Origin of the sequence: Pauljensenia sp. UMB1177, from assembly GCF_030217965.1 — a bacterium.
GTDB classification, from domain to species: domain Bacteria; phylum Actinomycetota; class Actinomycetes; order Actinomycetales; family Actinomycetaceae; genus Pauljensenia; species Pauljensenia turicensis_A.
In genome coordinates, this window is the sequence record NZ_JASOOV010000003.1 from 237,736 (window position 1) to 260,764 (window position 23,029).

Consider the following 23,029-nt stretch of genomic DNA (forward strand, 5'->3'; position numbering starts at 1 on the left):
CTCACGAAAACCGCTTTTCATCGGACAATAGAAGCATGAATCTTCTTCGTGCATGTGCAAGGCCAGCTTTGGCGCTTCCCGCCCTCCTCGATAGCATTTCAGCTCTGCGTGAGCCTGAAGTGCACGTCGAGCGCGCTCACGTTGTCCGTCCGCTGATGGATACGGTGGCGGGCGAGGCCGCTCCCACCGATGAGCAGCTGACTGTTGCGACGCGGGTTTTAGGTGGCGTGATGCTGGGTGCAGCCACATGTTTTGCTCTTGGTAAGGCTCCTCGGACAAGCGCTACGGTTCTTGCGACTATTTCGATTCCGATGGCTCTTGTGAATCATCCGCTGTGGACTGCTCGTAGTCGCGCTGAGCGCCGTGAAATGACCTCTGGAATGGCATCCCGTTTCGCACTTGCTGGAGCATATGCGCTGGCCAGCACGGATCGCGTGGGTGCCCCGTCAGTGTCATGGCGAGTCAATCAGTGGCAGGCACGCCGTGCCCTAGAACGTGAGAAAGCTCTGGCGACAAAGGTTTCCGCTTGACTTCCCGCCTATGGCAGGCGCCCGTAGCATCGGGCACGTTAGATGCAACTATTGAGATCCCCGGGTCGAAGTCGCTGTCGGCTCGTGAGCTTTATCTTGCAGCGACCGCTGATTCTCCTTCTTCACTGACCGGGGTTCTTGATTCGCGGGATACTCGATTGTTTATAGACGCCCTTCGACTGTTGGGCGCTGACATTGAGTTTTCCGGCACCTCGGCGCACGTTGTCCCTCTTGATCCTCAAGCGCCAGAGCACACCGATGAGATCTCCATCGATTGTGGGCTTTCTGGCACGGTGATGCGTTTTATTCCGCCCTTGGCTGCGCTCAACAGTCGGATCACTCATTTCGATGGTGATGAGGGCGCTCGTCTACGCCCCCTCAAGCCACTCCTGGACGCTCTTGCGCAGTGTGGTGCCACGATCACCTACCACGGCGAAGAAGGATTCCTGCCTTTCACTATTCAAGGACCACTCCGCCTTCCGGCGGGAGCAACAATCACGGTCGATGCTTGCGCATCATCACAATTCGTGTCATCCCTGCTGTTGGTTGCGCCTATGCTCAGCCATCCTGTAACGATCAGTGCACTCGGTAAAGTCGTTTCGCTCCCCCACATTGAAATGACGTGTCAGACCATGCGTGCGCGCGGATGCGATGTTGAGGAAATAGACGAAGGCGCCCCCGCGTTCCATTCCTGGCATGTCATCAACGAACGGCCGCACGGCCTCGTCAATTCGATCGAACCCGACCTGTCGAATGCTGGCCCTTTCCTCGCAGCCGCACTGGTGTGTGGCGGAAAGGTGACGATCCCGCATTGGCCCGCCGAAACGACGCAGGCCGGTGACGCATGGCGCGACATTCTTCCACGGCTGGGAGCCGACGTTACTCTACACGATGGCGCACTGACTGTGAGCGCGAAGGCCGGCCATATTCGCGGAATCGACGTGGATCTGGCAGACGTCGGGGAACTCACGCCGACGATTGCTGCGCTCACCGTTTTCGCTGATTCACCTTCGTTTCTACGAGGTATCGGTCATCTGCGAGGTCACGAAACTGACCGTCTAGCCGCTTTGGCAACAGAACTGCGGGCATGTGGTTGCCAGGTCGATGAGGGGACAGATTATCTGGCGATCACTCCCCCCACCACTCCAACGCCCGCGCTCCACCACGCCTATGCCGACCACCGAATGGCCACCTTCGCGGCAATCCTAGGATTGGGAATTCCGGGCACAACGCTGGACGATATTGCGTGCACATCAAAGACATTGCCCGATTTCCCTTTCATGTGGGCATCGCTTGTCACTTCAAGCAAGGAGGCTTCCATTGAGGCGTGACACTGGAACCGACGATCCGCGCGTCAAAGTTCGCGCAGGAAAGTCAAAGCGTCCACGAACAAAAATTCGCCCAGATTGGTCTACTTCACCGCTCGGGCACGTCATTGCTATTGATCGTGGGCGATACCGCGTCAGGATGGAGGACGCGACAACTCTGAATGCTGTTCGCGCCAAAGAGCTGAAGCGCGGGTCGGTGATCATGGGTGACCGCGTGCGCGTAACCGGGGACGTTTCGGGACGCGTCGATACGCTGGCTCGAATTGTCGCCGTCGAAGAACGTACTTCCATCCTTCGTCGATCATTGGAAGATGCACCCGACCAACGCGGAGAAAAGGCGATTGTCGCGAACGCGGACACTATGTGTATCGTCGTCGCGCTGGCCGATCCGCCACCTCGAACCGGCATGATTGACCGATGTTTGGTGGCCGCATATGAAGCCGGAATGACCCCCATCCTCTGCCTCACGAAGTCCGATCTTGGCGTCCCAAGCGAGCTTCTTGCGACCTATACTCCATTTGGCTTCCGCATTATTGTTACGCAGGCGCTTGAGGGTGGTAAGGCCACTCCCACTGAGGGACTCGGGGCATTAAAGGGCGAGCTTGCGGGTCATTTCTCCGTGCTTGTCGGGCATTCGGGTGTCGGAAAGTCAACGCTGATCAATGCGCTGGTTCCTGATGCTCACCGCAGTGTCGGGCACGTCAATGAAGTGACGGGACGGGGACGCCATACGTCCACTTCCTCCGAAGCATTCGAACTGCCCGAGGGCGGATGGATTATGGACACGCCCGGCGTCCGTTCTTTCGGCCTGGGGCACGTAGACGAAGAAGACGTTCTGGGAGTATTCCCGGAAGTTGCAGAAGCAACCTCGTGGTGCCTCCCCCTCTGTTCCCATGCGGAGGGCGAACCGAGTTGCGCAATCGACGCTTGGGTGCGTGGCGAGGCCCCGTTTGAGGCTGTCTGTCATGAAGACTCTGCGCGTCGCAACGCTATGGCACTGTCAGCGCGTCGCCTGCTTGATGCCGTTAACGTGGCAAAGCAAGCGTCACGCGATGCGCGCTAGAGTGAAGACATGCCTGACTCTCGTTACGCTGATGATCTGAAAATAGCATTAGATCTTGCTGATCACGCTGATGAAATCACAATGGCGCGCTTTCAAGCATCTGATCTTGTTGTTGAGTCAAAGCCTGATCTCACGCCCGTGTCAGACGCGGATCGTGGTGTCGAAGACATGATCCGCACTGCGTTAGCGACTCGCCGCCCAGATGATGCGATCTACGGAGAAGAACGCGGTTCGTCTGGGGCGGGGACGCGACGTTGGATCATTGACCCGATCGATGGCACGAAGAACTTTGTGCGCAATGTCCCCGTGTGGGCGACATTGATTGCACTGGTTGATGGTTCCGATGTTGTTGTCGGTGTTGTGTCGGCGCCTGCGTTGGGACGACGCTGGTGGGCATCCCAAGGTGGCGGAGCATGGGAACAGTTTGGCTCGAATGCCCCTCATACTCTGCACGTTTCCACAATCAATGCCCTGTCGGAGGCGTCGCTATCGTATTCGTCGCTGACGGGTTGGCAGCAAGTTGGGCGGATCGACGAGTTCATTGATTTGCAGGCTCGCGTTTGGCGCACGCGCGCCTACGGTGATTTCTTCAGCTACATGTTGGTCGCCACCGGCGCTGTTGACGTCGCTTGTGAACCTGAGCTTGAGCTTTATGACATGGCCGCGCTGGTGCCAATTGTGACTGAAGCAGGTGGGCGCTTTACGTCTTTGTCCGGAGTAGCAGGCCCCTGGGGAGCGAATGCACTCGCATCAAACGGCTTGCTTCACGACCAGATTCTTGATCATTTCCACTGGCCAAAGGACTAATCCGTCGAGAGTGCAATTCGGTTTGTACACGGTATGCCTCACACTAGAAGCATGCAGATTCTTCACACATCGGATTGGCACGTTGGGCGCACGCTTCACGGCGAGTCCCTATCTGACTCCATTGATGCCTTCTTTAGCTGGTTAAAGGAACTGGTTATCCAGCGCAAAGTCGATGTTGTTCTGATTAGTGGCGATGTTTTTGACCGTAGCGTTCCACCGGTTCATGCAGTACGCCAGTTGTCCCGCTACTTGACCGATTTGGCTGGTCATACGCGCATTATTCTGACGTCCGGGAATCACGATGGCCCCATTCGTTTGGGAATGTTCTCTGCTCTTCTCAGTGATTCACTTGTCATAGAGACTGAACCGGAACGAATCGGCACTGCGATTGAGTGCGGCACTTTCGACGACGGTGCGTTGATCTATCCCGTGCCTTATCTTGAACCTGACCTTGTTCGTCAGATCCTGTCCGATCAAGAGATCGATGAAGAAACCTCACTGCCTGTTCCCCTGGCGCGCTCACACGAAGCCGTAATGGGGGCAGCGTTGCGTCGAATCCATAACGACCTGCGTAAACGCCGCGCTCAGGGTGATGTGCGTCCGGCGATTGCGATGCCTCATGCGTTTATCACCGGCGGTAGCGCATCGGATTCAGAGCGCAATATCGAAGTCGGTGGCGTTGCCCATGTGCCGGCGGGAATCTTTGACACGCTTGGCGGGAAAAACGCGCCGGTGGCACACCTTGCATACGTCGCAGCTGGGCACCTGCACCGTCCTCAACAGATTTCAGGAACCGTTGTTCCCGTGTTCTATTCGGGTTCACCAGTCGCATATTCTTTCTCGGAATATCGGGTAACCAAGCGCGTGTACTTGCTGGACACCGATGCAGTGGACGAAGCGGGATACCTTCACCCGCAACCGATTGCTATTCCTGTTCATCGTTCGATTGCTGTTCTACGCGGAACGATGGACCAGCTGATCACTGACCCTGACCCGAATGATCAAGCATCCTATTGCTCCATCACGGTGACCGATGATCTTCGACCCGATCGTATGATCCCACGGTTGAAAACGATCTATCCGTACGCGTTGATCATCCAGCACGAGTCATCGCTTACTCCGCCGTCTCACACGGGAGTATCTGCGGTTTCGTCTCGTAGCGATACTGAAATCTCTCTCGAGTTTTTTGAGCTCTTAGGCGGAGCAAAACTCACCGACACCGAGAGAGGCATCATTCAAGACACGTGGGAACAAGTAAGGAAGCAGGCCTGATATGAAGCTGATTCGTATCGAGTTCGCAGGAATCGGCCCTTTCTCTGGAAAGGAAACGATCGATTTCACCCGATTCGACGACTCCGGTTTGTTCCTGCTTGAAGGACCCACCGGGGCTGGAAAATCAACAATTCTTGATGCGATTACATTTGCATTGTACGGAATTGTTGCGCGCGGAAGCGACTCAACGAAGGATCGCTTGCGTTCTGACCATGTTCCGGCCAAAGCGAAGTCCTATGTCGAACTAGTCTTTGAAGTCTCCGAAGGTTTCTTCAAGGTCTACCGAGAACCCACATATATCCCCGAGGGCAATAAGACTGCGCGTAACGGGCAGTTGACGTTGATTCAGGTACACCCCGTCGAATCAGCCGATGGTCATTTTACCTACGTTGATGGGGATCCCATCGGCCGTAACGCCGCCGAGATGAATCAGTGGATCACGCAAGCGGTTGGTCTGACAAAAGACCAGTTCGTTCAAACCGTCGTTCTTCCTCAAGGAAAGTTCGCTGATTTCTTGATGGCAAAGTCAGAGCAACGTGAAGCGCTTCTGAAAGATATTTTCAACACTCATCTTTTTACGACCTTCCAAAAGAAGCTTGCTGAAGTATCAAAACAACATTCAGATGACGTAGTAGAGGCAGAACGCGAGGTCACCCGTCGTTTCAGCGATCTAGAGAGCCTGTACGGACACCTTCAGGACTTCATTCGCCCCGCAGATGCTGATTCTTCCCACGATTCTCCTTTCTTAGCTTCACAGGATTCCCCCTCATCATTTGCGGATGTCGATCCTCTTGACCCCGATTCACAGCAGGCATCGACGCTGGCGATCACTCTCGCCCAGAGTGCTCATCGCGTATGCGATGAAGAAGAAGCCAAGCTCCCCGGGTTGATCGATATAGCCGAAGCATGTCACCGCGAGCTCGAAGCTACCCGCGCCTTGAACTCCTTGGTTGAAGAACGCATGGAACTCCAATCTCACTTGGAGATGCTGATGGAGCACGCTTTGATCATTGATCAGTACAAGAAGCGTCATTCCGATGCTCTTATTGCTTCCTCGCTCTCTGGGCCGGTTCGTCAATTCACCGACGCTCGCGACTATATGTCAGTCAAAAATACCGAGCTTCTCACTGCGCATCGTCAGCTTCGCTCACGGTTCACGACCCTTTCGCATATTGAGGAAGATTCTCTTTCCTCTCACATGGTTGACGAGCTTTTAGAAGAACTCAGCACCATTGTGGAAGCTCTCAGTGCCAAGAAAGCAACTCTTGAGAACCTCACGTCACTCGAGCAAGAACTCAGTAATGAACGCGAAGAACAAGAGGCATTAACAGCCTCACTTGCTGTACTCACCCAGAAACGCACCCAGCTTGAAGACCAGCTTTCCCAGCTTCCCAAAATGCGTGAAAGCGCCCTTCAGGGACGCGAAAACATGTTGAAAGACTTGGAGCTCTTCGCAACAGGCGAACGCGACATGGCGCTCTTACAACCGCGTTACCAGGCTGCATGTGAAGTCGCTGAGCATATCGAAATCCTCAAGATCAGGGCTAAGAACATTCAAAGTGCTCGTCGCCGGGCGCAAGAAGCTAACATCGCTTCCCTCCAAGCACATATGCGGTGGATGGATCACGCCAGTGGCAGTCTTGCCACCCAGCTTGAAGACGGCAAGCCCTGCCCTGTTTGTGGTTCGGTGGAGCATCCAGCTCCGGCACGTATCGACCAGACGGACGCTGTCACCCTCGAAGACCTTGATGCTGTCGATCAGGCGCGTTCGAAAGCAGAGCAGGAATTGAACGAAGCACATATGCTTCACGCTCAGACCAACCAAGCCATAGCGAGCGGAAACACAATTGCACGTGCGGATAAAGCTTCGTTGGAACTCGAAATCAAGAATGCTCAAGAAAGAATCGACAAGCATTCAGCGTTGTCTCAAACGATCAAGGAACTTGATCAGGCTCTGGCCGAACTTGAGCAGAACATTAGCCGTGTGAAAGACGAGCTCGCTGAAACCAAGGTTGAAATTGGCAAGGCGCAGTCACAACACTCTTCGCTTGCCCAATCAATCGATACGAAGCAGGCTCGGTGTGAAGAAGGCCGTGGAACCTTTGAATCAATCGAAGCGCATCTGGCGAATGTCAGCGATTCTTTGACTGAAGCTCGCACGCATCACAAGCACCTCCAAGAGTGGAATCAAAGCTATGCGCGCCTTGAAACTACAACGAATGCGCTGACGCAGGCTCTCACTGATTCGCCGTGCGCTTCCATCGAGGAAGCCCTCGCTTTCGTTGATTCACATTTCATCGCTGGCGAAGAGCTCCGTGCATTAAAGGACCAGATTGACTCCCATCAGAGTGATCTTCAGATAACGCGAAACCAACTCCTGGACAAACGTCTTGCCAATGTTGCTGATCGAAGTGTGCAGTCTACGGCGGCCTTGGAAGAAGCGGATACCAATGCGACGGCTGCGCGCGATGCCATGCAACACCGCTGTGGTCAGCTCAGTGCTCTTGTGGGACAGATTGACGATGCTCACACGCACTTTAAGACCGCCGTGGCAGAGCTCGACCATGTCCGAGCAGAAGTTGCTCCGTACCAGCGTCTTGTGAATATCGTCAACGGTGGATCTCTCAATCTCAGTTCGACTCCCCTATCATCATGGGTGCTAGTGTCGCGTCTCAATGAGGTTTTGGATGCGACGAATCCTCGTCTCAGCGCATTCTCCGGTGGTCGCTACCAACTGATCTGCAGACCAGAAGATGGCACTCGTTCAAAGAAGTCTGGGTTGGGGTTGGCAATTCACGATCTGGAAACAGACCGCATTCGCAAGACCCAAACGTTGTCCGGTGGCGAAACGTTCTATACCTCTCTCGCACTGGCGTTGGGATTGGTTGACATTGTCACTGCTGAATCGGGGGGCACGGAAATCAAATCGATGTTCATCGATGAAGGATTCGGCTCATTGGACTCCGATACGCGTGATGTCGTCATGCACCACCTGCATGCGTTGCGCCAGAGTGGTCGAACCGTTGGTGTCATCAGCCACGTCGAAGAGATGTCAAAGCAGATCAGCGATCAGATCCATGTTCGCCCCAAAGCAAACGGGGGTTCAAGCTTGTCGATCGACTTCTGATTCCAGGCGACACATTATCCCCTTCCGTTTCAATAGACGGTTTGTCAGGGAGGAAGGGAAAGGCCTTGCTTCATCGTGTGTGGGGCTAGCGTTGATCACGCTAGCCCCACACACGATGCATCAGGGATCAGTAAATACAGATTCCTACTTCAGAATCTCGCGCAGCGCATCTCGTTCCGACACATCAAACCACTGCAGAGGAAACTCCCAGAGATCACTAATCGCGTGGTCTGCCTGGTCTTGATTATCGGCTTCTATCACGCGCCGAACCTGCTCCGATGTTTCACCATCATCGGCAAGAATCGCAACGACATCGTTCCAATCACACCGAACATTGTTGACTTCAAGCACTCCGGTTCCAGAAGGCACTGCGTCCGTTTGAATGTCAGTTGCAAGCACAATACGCGCATATGCATGCGTTGGGGCATCGCGCAGAAGAATCAGCGAAGCCAACGCAGCCTCGACCTGCGCATCATCTTCAAGCACTTCAACGTCCTCACGCCCCATGTCTGGGGAAGGAACGGCTACGAAGGCCTGTCGCAAAGAAATCTGTTCTTCGCCAAGATCAGACGATAGAGCGGGGAAATATACGCGCATAGCTTCAGTGTTCCACACTTACCCTTGTGTCTTGCTTGTCATTGAGCGCGTTGAAGCAAATAGCTTCCTCTCTTCGCAACACATGCGAGCACTATAACCCTGATGAGGCGATGATGCGCCGCTTCAAACTCATCATTTTTCTTTGAAAAAACACCATTTTTTAGCTCTTCTAGGGCTTTTGTCGTTACGAAGAACAGTTGAAAAGCATTCAGGGGTAAAAAGTTATCCACAGGACTTGAAATCTATTGACAGCATCCACCCACAGACCGCACACTCATAACTCATAAACAACCTTTACACAAAAACCTATATCGGCGCGTCGCAATATCGCACCTCATTCGATGGCACTTTTTAACGCGCGCACCACATCCCCAGCGCAAGGAAGGGAGTAGCAAATACAGCGGTACACAATCAGCCCTTCATGTCTACATGACGGACGATGAACACAGTCAAACACACCGAGAATCTCAAGATAAGAGGAGCTATACCAATGGCAACGATGCCAGCCTCCTTCCCGTACATGCCCGAACGTCGCATGTTTCGCTGGGACCTCACAATCGACGTTCCTCCGAAGCAACAAGCTGACACTCGGACATGGCTCGAATCGCGGGCTACTCCCTACGGGCACTATCCAGACACACTTCCTGACGTGGGACCGTGGGCTGCAGGTTTTGCCCGCGCAGCCATCGAGGCAGTCCTTGATCTCAGGGACAAACGTCAGCTGGAGCGCTGGATGCTTCCGCAACTTTTCAACGCTTTCAAACACCTGAGTTTCCGGGAAGAAGGCGACGAAGAAACCCGAACAGGGTGTATCCCCGTCACGTGGCGAGCAAGCGAGCCCAGCCCCGGAAAAGTTGAAGCGTCCGTCGTTATTCGCGGTGCTGCACGATGCTATGCGGTGGCACTGCGCCTACAAGAGTTCAAAGGTCGCTGGATGACGACCGCTCTTGAAATCGCTTAGAAGTTCACAGCGATTGAAGTAAACGAACTTCTCCCCAGAAAACATCAATGACGATGTTCTTCTGGGGAGCAGTTTTCGTTTTTTATCGTCGCCTTCTTAGATAATCACCAAGGCGAGAGCCAGCGCTTATTTTCGATGACGCGCTTTCTTTGCCGACGCGCGACGCTGAGCACGATTCGACGACGCGCCAGACGAGGTTGCCCTGCCCTGCGTTGCCGTCCCATCGGACGATGAGTAGCTGAGCTTCGCCAGGTTGAGGCGCTGAGCTTCGCCGATGACAACCTGCGCCTTAGCAGCGGCAACGGGGCTGGCCGGAGCAGGCGCATCAGCAGACTCGGCCTGGGCGGCCGGTTCTTCTGCCGATTCCTTCGCAGATTCATCATCTTTAAAGAGGCCTTGTTCCTTTGCCTGTTCAAAAGCACGCTCGAACTGGTGGGAAACAGAGAAGACCTGCTGGACCGATTCTTCCTTGATGCGCTCCATCATGGATTGGAACATCTGAGCGCCCTCGTCTTTGTATTCGACGAGCGGGTCGCGCTGACCCATGGCACGCAGGCCAATACCTTCCTTGAGGTAGTCCATTTCGTAGAGGTGCTCACGCCAGAGACGGTCAACGGTCGCGACAACAACACGACGTTCAAGGTCACGCATCGGTTCTTCACCAAGCTGACCGCGAGCAAGCGGATTGGCCTTCAGAGCTTCTTCCGCATCCTCGTAGACAGCGGTAATGTCACCGTAGATTTCTTCGACCAAGTCTTCACGAACCAGCGAACCTGCCCCACCGTGTTCTTCTTCGACTTCCTGATAGGTCACTGACGGTGGGTAGTAGCCACGCAACGTATCCCAGAGAACGTCAAGGTCCCATTCGGCGGGGCTGATACCACCGGTCTTTTCATCGATAATTCCAGTGACCAGTGAACGCATGAAGTTCTTCATCTGGGGCTCGAGGTCTTCGCCTTCGAGGACACGACGGCGCTCATCGTAGATCAGTTCACGCTGATTGGTCATCACGTCGTCGTACTTCAGAACGTTCTTTCGAATTTCGAAGTTGCGCGCTTCAACCTGGTGCTGCGCCGATGCGATCGAACGTGAAACAAGCTTGTTTTCCAGCGGCAGGTCTTCGGGGTATGCGCCCGAGGCCATGATGCGTTGCGCCATACCCGAGTTGAACAGGCGCATCAGGTCGTCTTCCATGGACAGGTAGAAGCGCGATTCGCCGGGGTCACCCTGACGTCCGGAACGACCGCGCAGCTGATTGTCGATGCGACGTGATTCGTGGCGTTCTGAACCCAAAACGTACAGGCCACCAAGCTCACGGACCTCTTCGCGTTCTGCCTGGACGGCCGCATCTGCTTCTTCAAGGGCGATCGGCCACGCCGCACGGTATTCGTCAGCATTTTCCTTCGGGTCAAGTCCCTTGGCCGCGAGGTTTGCCTGAGCGATGAACTCGGAGTTACCACCGAGCATAATGTCGGTGCCTCGACCAGCCATGTTGGTTGCCACCGTGACTGCACCCTTGCGACCGGCCATTGCGACAACGGCAGCTTCGCGCGCGTGCTGCTTTGCGTTCAGGACCTGGTGCGGAATGTGTCGTTGCTTGAGCAACTGGGACAGCAGTTCGGACTTTTCAACCGAAGCGGTACCCACCAAGACCGGCTGCCCCTTTTCGTGGCGCTCAGCGATATCTTCAATGATTGCCTTGAGCTTGCCGGCTTCAGATGGGAAAACGAAGTCCGGCTGATCCTTGCGGATCATCGGCTTGTTTGTCGGGATCGGGATAACGCCGATCTTATAGGTGGAGGCGAATTCCGCTGCTTCGGTTTCTGCCGTACCGGTCATACCAGCGCGGGAGCCCTCCGGGTAGAGGCGGAAGTAGTTCTGCAAGGTGATCGTTGCCAGGGTCTGGTTTTCAGCCTGGATTTCGACGCCTTCCTTGGCCTCGATTGCCTGGTGCATACCGTCGTTGTAGCGACGCCCCGGAAGGACACGGCCGGTGTGCTCGTCGACGATCAGAACTTCACCGTCGGTGACAATGTAGTCCTTGTCTTTGTGGAAGAGTTCCTTGGCGCGGATCGAGTTGTTCAGGAAGCCGATCAGTGGAGTATTTGCTGCCTCGTACAGGTTTTCGACGCCGAGCTGGTCTTCGACGTGGTCAATACCTGCTTCGAGAACACCGATGGTCTTCTTCTTTTCATCAACTTCGTAGTCGACGTCGCGCTCAAGCATGCGTGCAATGCGAGCGAATTCCATGTACCAGTGGTTGACGTCGCCCGAGGCCGGACCCGAAATGATGAGTGGCGTACGGGCCTCATCAATGAGGATCGAGTCAACTTCGTCGACGATGACGTAGTTGTGGCCACGTTGAACCATGTCATCGAGGGTGGATGCCATGTTGTCGCGCAGGTAATCGAAGCCAAACTCGTTGTTGGTTCCGTAGGTGATGTCAGCTTCGTACTGCTTACGGCGTTCTGCAGGCTTCTGTCCGACCAGTACACAGCCGGTAGTCAGGCCGAGGAAGTTGTAGACTCGAGCCATGATGTCCGACTGGTATTTTGCCAGGTAGTCGTTGACCGTAACGACGTGGACGCCCTTGCCTGTTAGTGCACGCAAGTATGCGGGCATCGTGGCGACGAGGGTCTTGCCTTCACCGGTCTTCATTTCGGCAATGTTGCCCTTGTGCAGTGCGATGCCCCCCATGACCTGGACGTGGAAGGGACGCATACGCAGGATGCGCCAGGATGCTTCGCGGACTGTTGCGAAAGCTTCAACGAGGAGGTCGTCGAGGGTTTCGCCCTCTTCAAGACGAGCCTTGAATTCGGCGGTTTTTGCCTGGAGTTCTTCGTCCGTGAGCGCTTCGAAGTCTTCTTGCAACGCATCAACCTGGGTGGCAAGCTGATCAAACTTCTTGAGTGTACGGCCTTCGCCGGCTCGCAGAATCTTGTCAATGAGGGACACAGATACTCCTGACGTTCATTTCGGACCGTCGTCCGATTGTGCGTGCGCACCGAACCAGTCTACGTAAAGATAGGCGCACACTCGAATTATGAGCGTCGAAAGTTAGTATTTTCCGCTCACATTTACCTCAGTGCGCTCCACGCTCGCCCAGGGTACGAGGCCGGGATCACCATCTAGTCGCGATCCTGTCAGTGCCCGGTGGCAGATAAACAAAAACACCCACGCCACAAAGCATGAGTGCAAATGGTACCCCCAGCCGGATTTGAACCGGCGTTAACGCCGTGAGAGGGCGTCGTCCTAGGCCGCTAGACGATGGGGGCCTATCGGAAAACATACGTTCCGATGGCTGGGGTACCAGGACTCGAACCTAGAATGGCTGAACCAGAATCAGCTGTGTTGCCAATTACACCATACCCCATTGGCAATCGCAGTCACCGCTGAGGTTTCTTGCGACGAAAAGAAAGATTAGTCGAGTGTGGCACTAATGCCAAATCGAGCGGGCATGTTTCGACTCACATTCTCCTGCCCCTCCCCGTTCATCAGGGAGATGGCGCATCGAAACAACGTCTTTCACGTTCAGCGATCCGCGATGAACCTCGCACATTCACGATGAAAACAAAGCGGAGAATCAGAGCGGAAGATGCCGAAAGCCACACTTGGCCTCCCCCAAACGCTTTCGTGCCAGCCGGTAGCAACCGATTGGCACGAAAGCGTTGAGGAAATCAGGCGAGCGTCGCGATGAAGCGATCAAGGCGAGCAAGGGTTTCTTCCTTGCCCAGGATTGCCATCGAGTCAACAACGGGCAGCGACACGTTCGAGCCGGTCATCGCCACGAAGAGCGGGCCGAATGCGAAGCGTGGCTTCACACCCATCTCTTCGACCAGCTTGGCATCGAGCGCGGGCTTGATTGCCTGAGCACTGAAGTCATCGAGTCCTGCAAGAACCTCACGTGCGGCGGCGAGCACGCCCGGAGCGGAATCTTTGAGCTTGGAAACAGCCTTTTCGTTGTACTCGAGGGCGCTTGCGCCGACGAACAGGAAGCGCATCAGTGGACCAGCCTCGCCGAGCGTCTGAATGCGGGTCTGCGCCAGCGGAGCAGCAGCGTCGAGGGTTGCCTTCTCGGTATCGGTGAGCTCGGAGTAGATTACGGCGCTCATGTAGCCTTCGCGTGCCAGGAACGGCACTAGGCGACGGGTGAAATCACAGGTGTCGAGGCGACGAATGTGCTCGGCGTTGGTGGCGACGGCCTTCTTCTGATCGAAGCGCGCCGGGTTCGGATTCACCTGAGCAATATCGAACGCTTCAACCATTTCGTCCATCGTGAAGATGTCACGGTCGGGTGCGATCGACCAGCCGAGGAGGGCGAGGTAGTTGTTCAGGCCCTCGGGAATCATGCCGGCTTCCTTGTGGAGTAGCAGGTTCGATTCGGGGTCGCGCTTGGAGAGCTTCTTGTTGCCCTCACCCATGACGTAAGGCAGGTGACCGAAGCGAGGCATGAACTTGGCGATGCCGAGTTCTTCGAGTGCGCGATAGAGAACAATCTGGCGCGGGGTGGAGGACAGCAGGTCTTCGCCACGCAGAACGTGCGTGATCTCCATCAGTGCATCGTCGACCGGGTTCACCAGCGTGTAGAGCGGGTGGCCATTGGCACGAACGATGACGTAGTCCGGAACCGAGCCTGCTTTGAAGGTGATTTCACCGCGGATAAGGTCGTTGAACGTGATGTCTTCGTCGGGCATGCGCATGCGCAGAACCGGCTTGCGGCCTTCAGCCTTGAATGCAGCGACCTGTTCTTCGGTGAGGTCACGGTCGAAGCCGTCGTAGCCAAGCTTCGGGTCTTCACCCTTTGCGCGGTGGCGTTCTTCGATTTCTTCGGGGGTGGAGTAGGACTCGTAGGCGAAACCATTTTCGAGGAGCTTTGCTGCGACATCAGCGTAGATGTCCATGCGCTCGGACTGGCGGTACGGGCCGTGAGGGCCACCCTTGTTGACGCCTTCGTCCCAGTCAAGGCCAAGCCATGCCAGGGAGTCGAGGATCTGGTCGAACGATTCCTGGGAATCGCGAGCAGCGTCGGTGTCTTCGATACGGAAGACGAAGGTACCGCCGGTGTGGCGCGCGTATGCCCAGTTGAACAGGCAGGTTCGGACCATTCCCACGTGGGGTGTACCGGTCGGTGAGGGGCAGAATCGAACGCGCACGTCGGCGCCGGAAGCAGTCGTTTCACTCATGATGCTTTTATCTTACTCGCCCCGGCGGGCAGTATTTTTCGTCGGGGCTAGGCTTGTTCCCAATACGTCATTTTCTCGGCAGGCATCAGAGGGTATCGATGCCTGCTTCGGCGACCCGATAAAGGAGCAATCGTGCCAATTCGTACCTTTACTGATGCTGAGCTTCATCGCGTGGGCTCGTTGAAATGGACGGGGATGACCCGCAAGGATGGCTCCCCCACGATCGGCGCGTGGGTTGCCGAGATGGATTTCGGTACTGCTCCCAGCGTCGCGAAGGCGATGACGGATTGCATCAATGATGGACTATTGGGCTACCAGCCGTCGTGGTTGGCACCGAAGCTTGCTGAAGCAACCGCCTCTTTCCAAAAGCGTCGTTTCGGCTGGGATCTGCGCCCAGACCAGGTTCGTCTCGTGACGTCCGTTCTCCCCGCATTGGAACTGACGATGACCAAGTTGATGCGCCCGGGTACGCCGGTGATCGTTCCGACGCCGGCTTATATGCCTTTCCTTTCAATGCCCACCGAGGCTGGCCACCCCGTTATCGAGGTTCCCTCCCTTCACGGCGATACTGCCGGTGGCAAGGGTTGGGCGCTCGATCTGGAGGGCATCAAAACAGGTCTTGAGGCTGGCGCGGGCCTCGTGATTCTCTGCAACCCGTGGAATCCGACCGGCCGTGTTTTTGACGAAGCTGAACTTCGTGCGCTCGGCGAGCTGGTCAGCCAGTATGACGCTCTCGTGTTCAGCGACGAGATCCATTCTCCCCTGGTCCTCGACGAGGTTCCTTTCCTCTCCTACGCTCGTCTTGATCCGCGTTTTGCCGCGCACACGGTGACGGCGACCGCCGCGTCGAAGGGGTGGAATATCGCGGGGCTTCCGTCCGCTCAAGTGATTCTTCCCGACGAGGCGCTTCGTGAGCGCTGGGATGAGCAGGGTCAAAAACTGCATGTCCACGCTTCGACGATCGGTACTGTTGGCACGATCGAAGCCTACGAGAATGGTGTCGAGTGGCTCGACGAAGTCCGCGACTATATTCGCTTGAACGTCGATGCACTCGAGGCTGCGATCGCACACTCCCCCATTGATTTCGTTCGCCCGCAGGGCACGTACTTGTCGTGGTTGGGATTCGCGGGCTTAGGCCTGAATCCTTCACCTGCGATCGCTCTGCGCGAGCAAGCCGGAATCGCAGTCAATGACGGTAAGACTCTGGGCGCCGACTACGCCGATTGGGCGCGCTTCAACCTGGCATGCTCGCACGAAACAATTGCGGAGATGATCGACCGCGTTCTCGCTTTGGTCGCGGGTGCACGTCTGGGCTGATTTTTTAACCGGCTGGCTTTCTGGCGATTGACAGGGCCAAGCACCTAAAAACAGACCTGTGGGGAGCAGTTCAATGAACTGCTCCCCACAGGTTTAACAGGTAAAAGGGGCGATACTATTCGGGGTCTCGAACCGTGTTGCGAAGGGTGCCGATGCCTTCGATGGTGACCTCAACGGTTTGACCGGGTTTCATTTCGCTGACCCCCTTGGGGGTTCCGGTGATGATGACATCGCCGGGCAATAGCGTGAAGATCGACGACACGTAGGAGAGAAGTTCCGCAACATTGTGGATCATGTTGGCGGTCGTATCGTCTTGGCGAACTTCGCCATCGACCGTGGTCGTGATCCGCAGGTTGTTGATATCCAAGTTCGGGTCAACGGTGATCCAGGGCCCCAGCGGGCAGGACGTGTCGAAGCCCTTTGCGCGAGTCCACTGCGAGTCGGCTCGCTGAATATCACGAGCGGTCACATCGTTTGCAATGGTGTATCCAAGGATGACCTTGTCGACGTCCTCAACCGGAACATCCTTTGCCAGGGACTTAATAATGACTGCGAGCTCGCCTTCATGATGCAGTTCATCGCACCAGGACGGGCGAACGATCGGATCATCGGGGCCGATGACAGAGGTGTTCGGCTTCAAGAAGACGACCGGCATATCCGGGGCTTCGCCTCCCATTTCGCGCGCATGATCGGCGTAGTTCTTACCGATCGCAACGACCTTGGAACGCGGAATGACCGGAGAAAGCAAGCGGACTTCATCAAGCTCAACGATTCGCCCATCGGGCTCAACCGGATTGAACAGCGGGTCGCCCTTCAGGACAACGATTCGGGTTGAGCCATCTTCAAGGGCTCCATAACGTGGTGAGTCACCGTCAGAAAAACGCACGATCTTCATAGTCAAAGCCTAAACCGCGAGCGCCTTTTTGTCGGAACAGGGCACACACGCTGGCAATGTTCAGGGCACCGTGCGGCCAGCAGGATATGCCGCCGCGGAGGCAGGTTGTCCCCGAGGGCAAGTTTTGCGTGGCGCGTTGGACCCGCCGACGTAGTCGGTGGAATCCACACAACACGCAATTGTCTGAACTTGAGGGGATTGCCTACAAAGCGGTGGCGATCTCGTCGATCTGAAGGTGAACAGTGTGGTAAAACGCCGGTGCCTCGGGCATGAGCCCGGAGCACCGGCGTTGAGCCAGGATGGCTTTCTGATGGGCTTCGTCAATACGAAGCCGTTTCAGCAAGCAACTTCGAAGGCGGATGGGAAGTCCAATCGCGTGGCATCAGGAGACTTTTTCCTCGGCCCAAGTGTCGGTCGGCAGGTCGCCGGGAAGTAGCGGATTGTCCGTGCCGACGAAAACGGGGATCTCGACGCCGGCCTTGCGCTGAGCTTCGTAGTCGCGCAGTGCACCCAGGCCCCACTTCGAGAGCCAGAGCAGGGCGATCAGGTTGGTGACGGTCATGATGGCCATCGCAATATCGACGGCGTTCCAGACCAGGTCCAGCGAGACCAGCGCACCGAGGACAACGGACCCGACGGAGATAACGCGAACGGTCCAGGTTGCCCACTTCTTGCCGGTCACGAACGTCATGTTCGTTTCGGAGTAGACGTAGGCGGCGATGATCGACGAGTACGCGAGGACGAAGATGAGGACGGCCATCGGCATGATGGTCCATTGACCGAGCTCGTTCGCGACGGCCACGGAGGTCAGGTTTGCGGGACTGATCCCCTCGGCTCCCCAGACATCCGGGCCTGCGATCAGGATGACGAACGCGGTGGCGGTACACACGATGACCGTATCGATGAAAACGCCGAGGGACTGAATGAGCCCCTGGGACACGGGGTGCGCAACAGTCGCGGTTGCAGCGGCGTTCGGGGCAGTGCCCTGGCCGGCTTCGTTCGAGAAGAGGCCTCGCTTCGTGCCGTTGATCAGGGCGGCGAGAATGCCACCACCGAGGCCACCAACGAGTGGCTGGGGCGCGAATGCGGAGGAGAAGATCTGGCCGAGGACGGCTCCGAACTGGCCGATGTTCACGATGACGATGACCGCGACCATGATGACGTAGATCGTGGCCATGATCGGGGCCATCCATTCGGTCACGCGGGCGACTGTGCGGATACCGCCGAAGATGACCATGGAGGAGAAGACGAACAGCAGGGCACCGATGATGATCTGCGCCTGGGTGAGTGAAGCGATGACGGGCTCAGAGCCGGCGTCACCAAGTGCAGAGAGCAGGGTTCCAGCGATGGCGTTCGACTGGACGGAGGTGATGACGAATGCGCAGGTGACAACGGTGATAACGGCGAAGACTGAGGCAAGTACCTTGTTCTTCATACCGAGCGAAATGTAGTACGCGGGACCGCCACGGAATGTGCCGTCAGCAACGCGGACTTTGAAGACCTGCGCGAGCGTTGCCTCGAAGAATGCGGTCGCCATCCCGACGAGGGCGACGATCCACATCCAGAAAATTGCGCCCGGACCACCCATCAGCAAAGCTGCTGCCACGCCGAACACGTTGCCGACGCCGACGCGGGCGGCGAGCGAAATCGTGAACGCCTGGAAGGACGAGATGCCGCCCTTCGCGCCTTGACGCGAGCCGGTGACAGCGCGAATCATCGACGGGAAATGCCTCAGTTGCACACCACGAGAAACGATGGTCAGGAAAAGGCCGGTGCCAACGAGAACCCAGACTGTCACGTGTAACGTGAGCCAGTCTGCGACCGCCAGAATCTGATTTGCAAGGTCTTCCACGTCGCACTCCTTTCTTGTCCACCACTGTGGTGGGTTACGGCTAACGGGACGCGCTAAGCATGGCACACGATCTGCTTTCCCCGTTTTTCGATCCACAACGTGACCACTTGGGTGCACTTCCAGTTGGCTGTCGGGGTACGAGGCTCATCGTTGAACGCGTTTCCTTAAACAGGCAGTTATTCACAGGCTCACATCGCCTGTCCCTTCTATCCAAACATTTAATAACGAGCGTTTGGGGGCAGTCGTCTTTCTGGGAGAATGGGACCATGACAGCGAGCTTGAATGAACTTCTGGACCAGTTGGAAGACGATGGCCTGTTGAAGGATCCTGATGCGCTCTACGAAGCGTTTACTTCGTGGGCGGCCTCAACGGGCAGGCCATTGTATCCGCATCAGGAAGAGTCGTTCCTTGAGCTCCTCGACGGGAAGCACATTATTGCTGCAACCCCAACGGGGTCGGGCAAGTCGATGATCGCGTTGGCCGCGCACTTCGTGTCGATGGCGAATGGTGGGCGCTCGTATTACACAGCGCCTCTGAAGGCTCTTGTTTCAGAGAAGTTCTTCGATCTGGTCGCACTTTTTGGTGCGCAGAACGTTGGCATGGTGACGGGCGACGTGTCCCTCAATCCTCTGGCGCCGATTATCTGTTGCACGGCTGAAATCTTGGCGAATCAGTCTCTGCGTGAAGGCCCATCCTTGGATGCGGACATGATCGTGATGGATGAGTTCCACTATTACGGGGATCCGCAGCGAGGATCAGCATGGCAGATTCCCCTGCTGGAGCTCACGAAACCTCAGTTTGTCGCGATGTCTGCGACACTTGGTGACACCGCGTTCTTCCGTCGTACGTGGCAGGAACGCACCGGACGCGAGGTCGCGTTGATTGATAATGCGAAGCGCCCGGTTCCTCTTGAATTTGAATATGTTGTCGATCGTTTGGATGACACAGTCGAGCGCCTGTTCAACGAGGGCCGCTGGCCGGTCTACATCGTGCATTTTTCTCAGAAAGATGCCGTTTCAACTGCGCAATCATTTAATAAGCGCACGTTGATCAGCGATGACCAAAAGAAGAAGATCAACGCCGAGCTTGCAACCGTGAGCTTTGCGAAGGGATTCGGTCAGACTCTGCGGTCTCTACTCACCCAGGGAATTGGTATTCACCATGCCGGTATGCTCCCCCGCTATCGCCGACTGGTTGAGCGCCTCACACAGCAGGGCTTGCTCCCCATCGTGTGCGGAACTGACACTCTTGGTGTTGGTATCAACGTGCCCATTCGCACGGTGTTGTTGACGTCATTGGTGAAGTTCGATGGCAACAAGATGCGTCACCTATCAGCACGTGAATTCCATCAAATTGCTGGTCGTGCAGGTCGCGCTGGCTTCGACACCGTCGGCTATGTGCGTGTTCTTGCTCCTGAGCATGAGATTGAGGCTGCCCGCGAGCGCGCGAAGCTCAGTGCGGCCCAGGAAGCGGCTCGCGACGTGCGTGAGTTGAAGCGCGCCCAGAAGAAGCATGCGAAGAAGAGTAAGGGTCCTGGCGACGGAACGATCTCGTGGACAAAGGCGACGTTCACGCGTTTGACGCAAGAGCAGCCCGAACAGTTGCGTTCACAGTTCTCAATGACCCACTCGATGGTCTTGAATGTTCTTGCCGGAGCGGAAGTTGCAGGGCGTGATCCTGGAGCCCATTTGGTGGAGCTGGCCGTGGGCAACGATGACCGTCCCCAGGACTCGAACCCACATCTTCGCCGCTTGGGCGACATCTACTCCTCGTTGTTGCAGGCGGGCGTAGTCGAGCACGTCTCTACCGCTCAAGCGTTGAAGGAACATCGTCCCAGGCTCCGTGCGGCAACTGATTTGCCCGATGATTTTGCATTGAATCAGCCACTGTCGCCGTTTGCACTTGCTGCGATTGAACTCTTGGATCCTGACTCGCCGTCATATGCGCTTGATGTTCTGTCCGTTGTGGAATCGGTTCTCGATGATCCTCGTCCACTGCTCTTTGCCCAGCGTTCTGTAGCCAAGGGTGAGGCCGTCGCCGCAATGAAGGCCGAGGGCATGGAGTATGACGAACGTATGGAAGCATTGGAATCGGTAACGTGGCCGATGCCGTTGGCTCATCTGTTGGAGTCGGCGTTCGCAACCTATGTGAAGGCGAATCCTTGGATCGGGAATCTTGAGATTTCTCCGAAGTCAGTTGTCCGTGAGATGGTTGAGAACGCGATGACATTCACGGAGCTTATTTCTCGTTACGACGTGGGACGTTCCGAGGGCGTGCTGTTGCGTTATTTGACGGATGCATATCGTGGCATGAAGCAGATTATTCCCGATGATGCGATGACGGACGAGGTTGAGGCGATCATCGATTGGCTGGCTTGCCTGATTCGTGCGGTTGACTCCTCCTTGTTGGACGAGTGGGAGGCATTGGCTGAAGGCAAGGCCTCGAATTCTGCTACACAGACGGTTGGAAACGAGGTTGCGTTCGGCGCTGACGAGGACGGAACGATCGCGTTTACGACGAACAAGCATGCATTCCGTACGGCAGTACGTAAGGCGATGTTCCATCGTGTAGAACTGATGAGCCGCGACGCGGTTGAAGCTCTGGCGCGCGAGGACGCCGATTCCGGGTGGGATGAAGAACGTTGGGATCACGTGTTGGAGCGCTACTGGGCGGAGTATGACTGGATCGGGATCGATCAGGAAGCCCGGTCGGCCTCATTGTGCGAATTGAATGAGCACCCTTCCCCCGCAGATCTTGAGGTTGCTGGCGCCGAGGCGGACGGTGACCACACGTATTGGTTGGCGACTCAGACACTGCTTGATCCGAATGGCGATGGCGACTGGCGCCTCGTCGCCCTGATCGACCTTGTTGAATCCGATCGCCAAGGCGGAGTCGCGCTGACCCTGCTGTCCGTAGGCCCGCACTAAGAAGTTCACCGGCAAGCTCAAGAGCCTCGATACGATTCACCTTGCAACAGCTTCGATCCTGACAAGTCCCACTACTCAGATCACTTTCTGCACGAATGATCTGAAGCTTGCTCGGTCAGCAGAAAAGAGAGAGTTTCCTATCGCAAGCCTGCTTCAAGGGTTTCATCTCTAACGGCTCAGCAGACGCCGGGCCTGTATTCACCTAGTCGATCGCAGTCAGCGGAACGCATTCGGCGCCTGACACATCGATAAAGTCCAGCGGGCTCAACTCCACCGAATAGCCGCGCCTGCCACCTGACACGATCATCGTGTCATGGTCCAAACAGGACTCATCAACAAATAAACGGTGCGAAGTCGTCTGTCCCAGCGGAGAAATCCCGCCCACCACGTATCCCGTACGACGCTGCGCGACAGCAGGATCCGCCATCTCAGCGTTCTTCGCACCTGCAGCCTTCGCGATCAGCTTCATCGACAGATGACGAAGAACCGGGATAATCCCGACAACGAACTCGCCGGTATTCAGTTTAACCATCAGCGTTTTAAACGCAGTCGCCGGATTAACACCGAGCTTCTCAACCGTTTCACCACCGTACGTGCGGGCTTCGGGCGAATGCTCGTATTCGTGCAAGGTGAAGGAAATCCCGGCCTTATTCAATGCTTCAATCGCACGAGTCGGACCCGACGGCGAACTCGAATTCGCTTTCTTTTTCCCCACTTGGATACACCTGCTCAGATGATTACTGCGCGCGGATCAGAAACCACGGTCTTTCCGAACGGGAAGCACGTCACCGGAATCATCTTCAGATTCGCAAGCGCCACCGGAATACCGACGATCGTTACGGCTTGCGCAGCAGCTGTTGCTACGTGCCCCATTGCGAGCCAGAGTCCAGCGATCAGGAACCAGACGACGTTCATCAGAGTCGACCCCGCGCCCGCATGTGGCAGAGGCACAACACTACGTCCGAACGGCCAGAGCACGTACTGTGCGATACGGAAGCACGCCAGGCCAGCCGGGATCGTCACAATGAAAACGCACGCGATGATGCCGGCCAGCAGGTATCCCAGCCAAAGCCAGATGCCACCGAAGAGTAGCCAAATGATGTTGAGCAGCGTGCGCACGAAGTCTCCTTGAAGTCGTTGGTGAAGCTGCATCAATTATCTCGCATGCGC

At 56.1% G+C, this 23,029-nt stretch carries 17 protein-coding genes and 2 tRNA genes; 9 read left to right on the forward strand and 10 right to left on the reverse strand.

Translation table 11 applies throughout. The annotated features are described in order from the left end of the window. The first annotated feature begins 35 nt into the window (after window positions 1–35). The 6 genes from QP442_RS05755 to QP442_RS05780 are packed head-to-tail and all read left to right on the forward strand — an operon-like array spanning window position 36 to window position 8,127. A complete protein-coding gene (locus tag QP442_RS05755) occupies window positions 36–530 on the forward strand; it encodes a hypothetical protein (protein WP_103633626.1) in 495 nt (164 codons plus the stop codon). Continuing rightward, a complete protein-coding gene (aroA, locus tag QP442_RS05760; protein WP_103633523.1) occupies window positions 527–1,861 on the forward strand; it encodes a 3-phosphoshikimate 1-carboxyvinyltransferase in 1,335 nt (444 codons plus the stop codon). The genes QP442_RS05755 and aroA overlap by 4 nt, the downstream gene beginning before the upstream one ends. Then, the gene (gene rsgA / locus QP442_RS05765; protein WP_103633522.1) at window positions 1,851–2,921 is read left to right on the forward strand and encodes a ribosome small subunit-dependent GTPase A; all 1,071 of its coding nucleotides are present in this window, start codon (window positions 1,851–1,853) and stop codon (window positions 2,919–2,921) included. The genes aroA and rsgA overlap by 11 nt, the downstream gene beginning before the upstream one ends. Before the next feature lie 9 nt (window positions 2,922–2,930). Next, window positions 2,931–3,728, forward strand: a complete 798-nt coding sequence (hisN, locus tag QP442_RS05770) for a histidinol-phosphatase (protein WP_103633521.1) — start codon at window positions 2,931–2,933, stop codon at window positions 3,726–3,728. A 51-nt stretch (window positions 3,729–3,779) separates the two neighbouring features. Further along, window positions 3,780–5,000 carry a metallophosphoesterase family protein gene (locus tag QP442_RS05775; RefSeq protein ID WP_103633520.1) on the forward strand — a complete coding sequence of 407 codons (1,221 nt, stop codon included), beginning with the start codon at window positions 3,780–3,782 and terminating at the stop codon, window positions 4,998–5,000. 1 nt (window position 5,001) lies between these two features. Beyond that, window positions 5,002–8,127 carry an AAA family ATPase gene (locus QP442_RS05780; RefSeq protein ID WP_103633519.1) on the forward strand — a complete coding sequence of 1,042 codons (3,126 nt, stop codon included), beginning with the start codon at window positions 5,002–5,004 and terminating at the stop codon, window positions 8,125–8,127. Window positions 8,128–8,271: 144 nt separating this feature from the next. On the opposite strand, the gene QP442_RS05785 is transcribed toward QP442_RS05780, so the two are convergent. Beyond that, window positions 8,272–8,742: a DUF6912 family protein gene (locus QP442_RS05785; protein ID WP_103633518.1), complete on the reverse strand. Its 471-nt coding sequence runs from the start codon at window positions 8,740–8,742 to the stop codon at window positions 8,272–8,274. A gap of 20 nt (window positions 8,743–8,762) precedes the next feature. Beyond that, window positions 8,763–8,954: a hypothetical protein gene (locus QP442_RS05790; protein ID WP_103633517.1), complete on the reverse strand. Its 192-nt coding sequence runs from the start codon at window positions 8,952–8,954 to the stop codon at window positions 8,763–8,765. A gap of 260 nt (window positions 8,955–9,214) precedes the next feature. On the opposite strand from QP442_RS05790, the gene QP442_RS05795 reads away from it, so the two are divergent. Then, window positions 9,215–9,685, forward strand: a complete 471-nt coding sequence (locus QP442_RS05795; RefSeq protein ID WP_006681779.1) for an Rv3235 family protein — start codon at window positions 9,215–9,217, stop codon at window positions 9,683–9,685. Between the two features lie 126 nt (window positions 9,686–9,811). Here QP442_RS05795 and secA read toward each other — a convergent pair whose 3' ends face one another. The 4 genes from secA to gltX all read right to left on the reverse strand — a co-directional run bounded on the left by secA (window position 9,812) and on the right by gltX (window position 14,868). After that, complete coding sequence (gene secA, locus QP442_RS05800; RefSeq protein ID WP_103633516.1) at window positions 9,812–12,640, reverse strand: preprotein translocase subunit SecA; 2,829 nt, start codon at window positions 12,638–12,640, stop codon at window positions 9,812–9,814. 244 nt (window positions 12,641–12,884) lie between these two features. Next, window positions 12,885–12,960 (reverse strand) — tRNA-Glu (locus tag QP442_RS05805). 23 nt (window positions 12,961–12,983) lie between these two features. Continuing rightward, a tRNA-Gln gene (locus QP442_RS05810) sits at window positions 12,984–13,058 on the reverse strand. 304 nt (window positions 13,059–13,362) lie between these two features. Then, entirely contained in the window at window positions 13,363–14,868 is a 1,506-nt protein-coding gene (gene gltX / locus QP442_RS05815) for a glutamate--tRNA ligase (protein WP_006681781.1), read from the reverse strand. Between the two features lie 132 nt (window positions 14,869–15,000). Here gltX and QP442_RS05820 point away from each other — a divergent pair, with 132 nt between their 5' ends. Beyond that, the gene (locus QP442_RS05820; protein WP_103633515.1) at window positions 15,001–16,185 is read left to right on the forward strand and encodes a MalY/PatB family protein; all 1,185 of its coding nucleotides are present in this window, start codon (window positions 15,001–15,003) and stop codon (window positions 16,183–16,185) included. Window positions 16,186–16,300: 115 nt separating this feature from the next. On the opposite strand, the gene QP442_RS05825 is transcribed toward QP442_RS05820, so the two are convergent. After that, window positions 16,301–17,080 carry a fumarylacetoacetate hydrolase family protein gene (locus tag QP442_RS05825; protein WP_103633514.1) on the reverse strand — a complete coding sequence of 260 codons (780 nt, stop codon included), beginning with the start codon at window positions 17,078–17,080 and terminating at the stop codon, window positions 16,301–16,303. A 382-nt stretch (window positions 17,081–17,462) separates the two neighbouring features. Then, window positions 17,463–18,932, reverse strand: a complete 1,470-nt coding sequence (locus QP442_RS05830) for an alanine/glycine:cation symporter family protein (protein WP_103633513.1) — start codon at window positions 18,930–18,932, stop codon at window positions 17,463–17,465. Window positions 18,933–19,198: 266 nt separating this feature from the next. Between QP442_RS05830 and QP442_RS05835 the strand changes: the two genes are divergently transcribed. Next, complete coding sequence (locus QP442_RS05835; RefSeq protein WP_103633512.1) at window positions 19,199–21,859, forward strand: DEAD/DEAH box helicase; 2,661 nt, start codon at window positions 19,199–19,201, stop codon at window positions 21,857–21,859. A 202-nt stretch (window positions 21,860–22,061) separates the two neighbouring features. On the opposite strand, the gene ybaK is transcribed toward QP442_RS05835, so the two are convergent. After that, window positions 22,062–22,574, reverse strand: coding sequence for a Cys-tRNA(Pro) deacylase (gene ybaK / locus QP442_RS05840; protein ID WP_103633511.1), 513 nt, complete (start codon window positions 22,572–22,574; stop codon window positions 22,062–22,064). Window positions 22,575–22,588: 14 nt separating this feature from the next. Beyond that, window positions 22,589–22,978 carry a YccF domain-containing protein gene (locus QP442_RS05845; protein ID WP_103633510.1) on the reverse strand — a complete coding sequence of 130 codons (390 nt, stop codon included), beginning with the start codon at window positions 22,976–22,978 and terminating at the stop codon, window positions 22,589–22,591. Window positions 22,979–23,029 lie beyond the last annotated feature (51 nt).

Excerpts from the sequence above, each read along its gene's own strand:
- QP442_RS05755 (WP_103633626.1), top strand. The coding sequence starts at position 36 with ATGAATCTTCTTCGTGCATGTGCAAGGCCAGCTTTGGCGCTTCCCGCC.
- hisN (WP_103633521.1), top strand. The coding sequence starts at position 2,931 with ATGCCTGACTCTCGTTACGCTGATGATCTGAAAATAGCATTAGATCTT.
- QP442_RS05775 (WP_103633520.1), top strand. The coding sequence starts at position 3,780 with ATGCAGATTCTTCACACATCGGATTGGCACGTTGGGCGCACGCTTCAC.
- QP442_RS05780 (WP_103633519.1), top strand. The coding sequence starts at position 5,002 with ATGAAGCTGATTCGTATCGAGTTCGCAGGAATCGGCCCTTTCTCTGGA.
- QP442_RS05795 (WP_006681779.1), top strand. The coding sequence starts at position 9,215 with ATGGCAACGATGCCAGCCTCCTTCCCGTACATGCCCGAACGTCGCATG.
- gltX (WP_006681781.1), bottom strand. The coding sequence starts at position 14,868 with ATGAGTGAAACGACTGCTTCCGGCGCCGACGTGCGCGTTCGATTCTGC.
- QP442_RS05825 (WP_103633514.1), bottom strand. The coding sequence starts at position 17,080 with ATGAAGATCGTGCGTTTTTCTGACGGTGACTCACCACGTTATGGAGCC.
- QP442_RS05835 (WP_103633512.1), top strand. The coding sequence starts at position 19,199 with ATGACAGCGAGCTTGAATGAACTTCTGGACCAGTTGGAAGACGATGGC.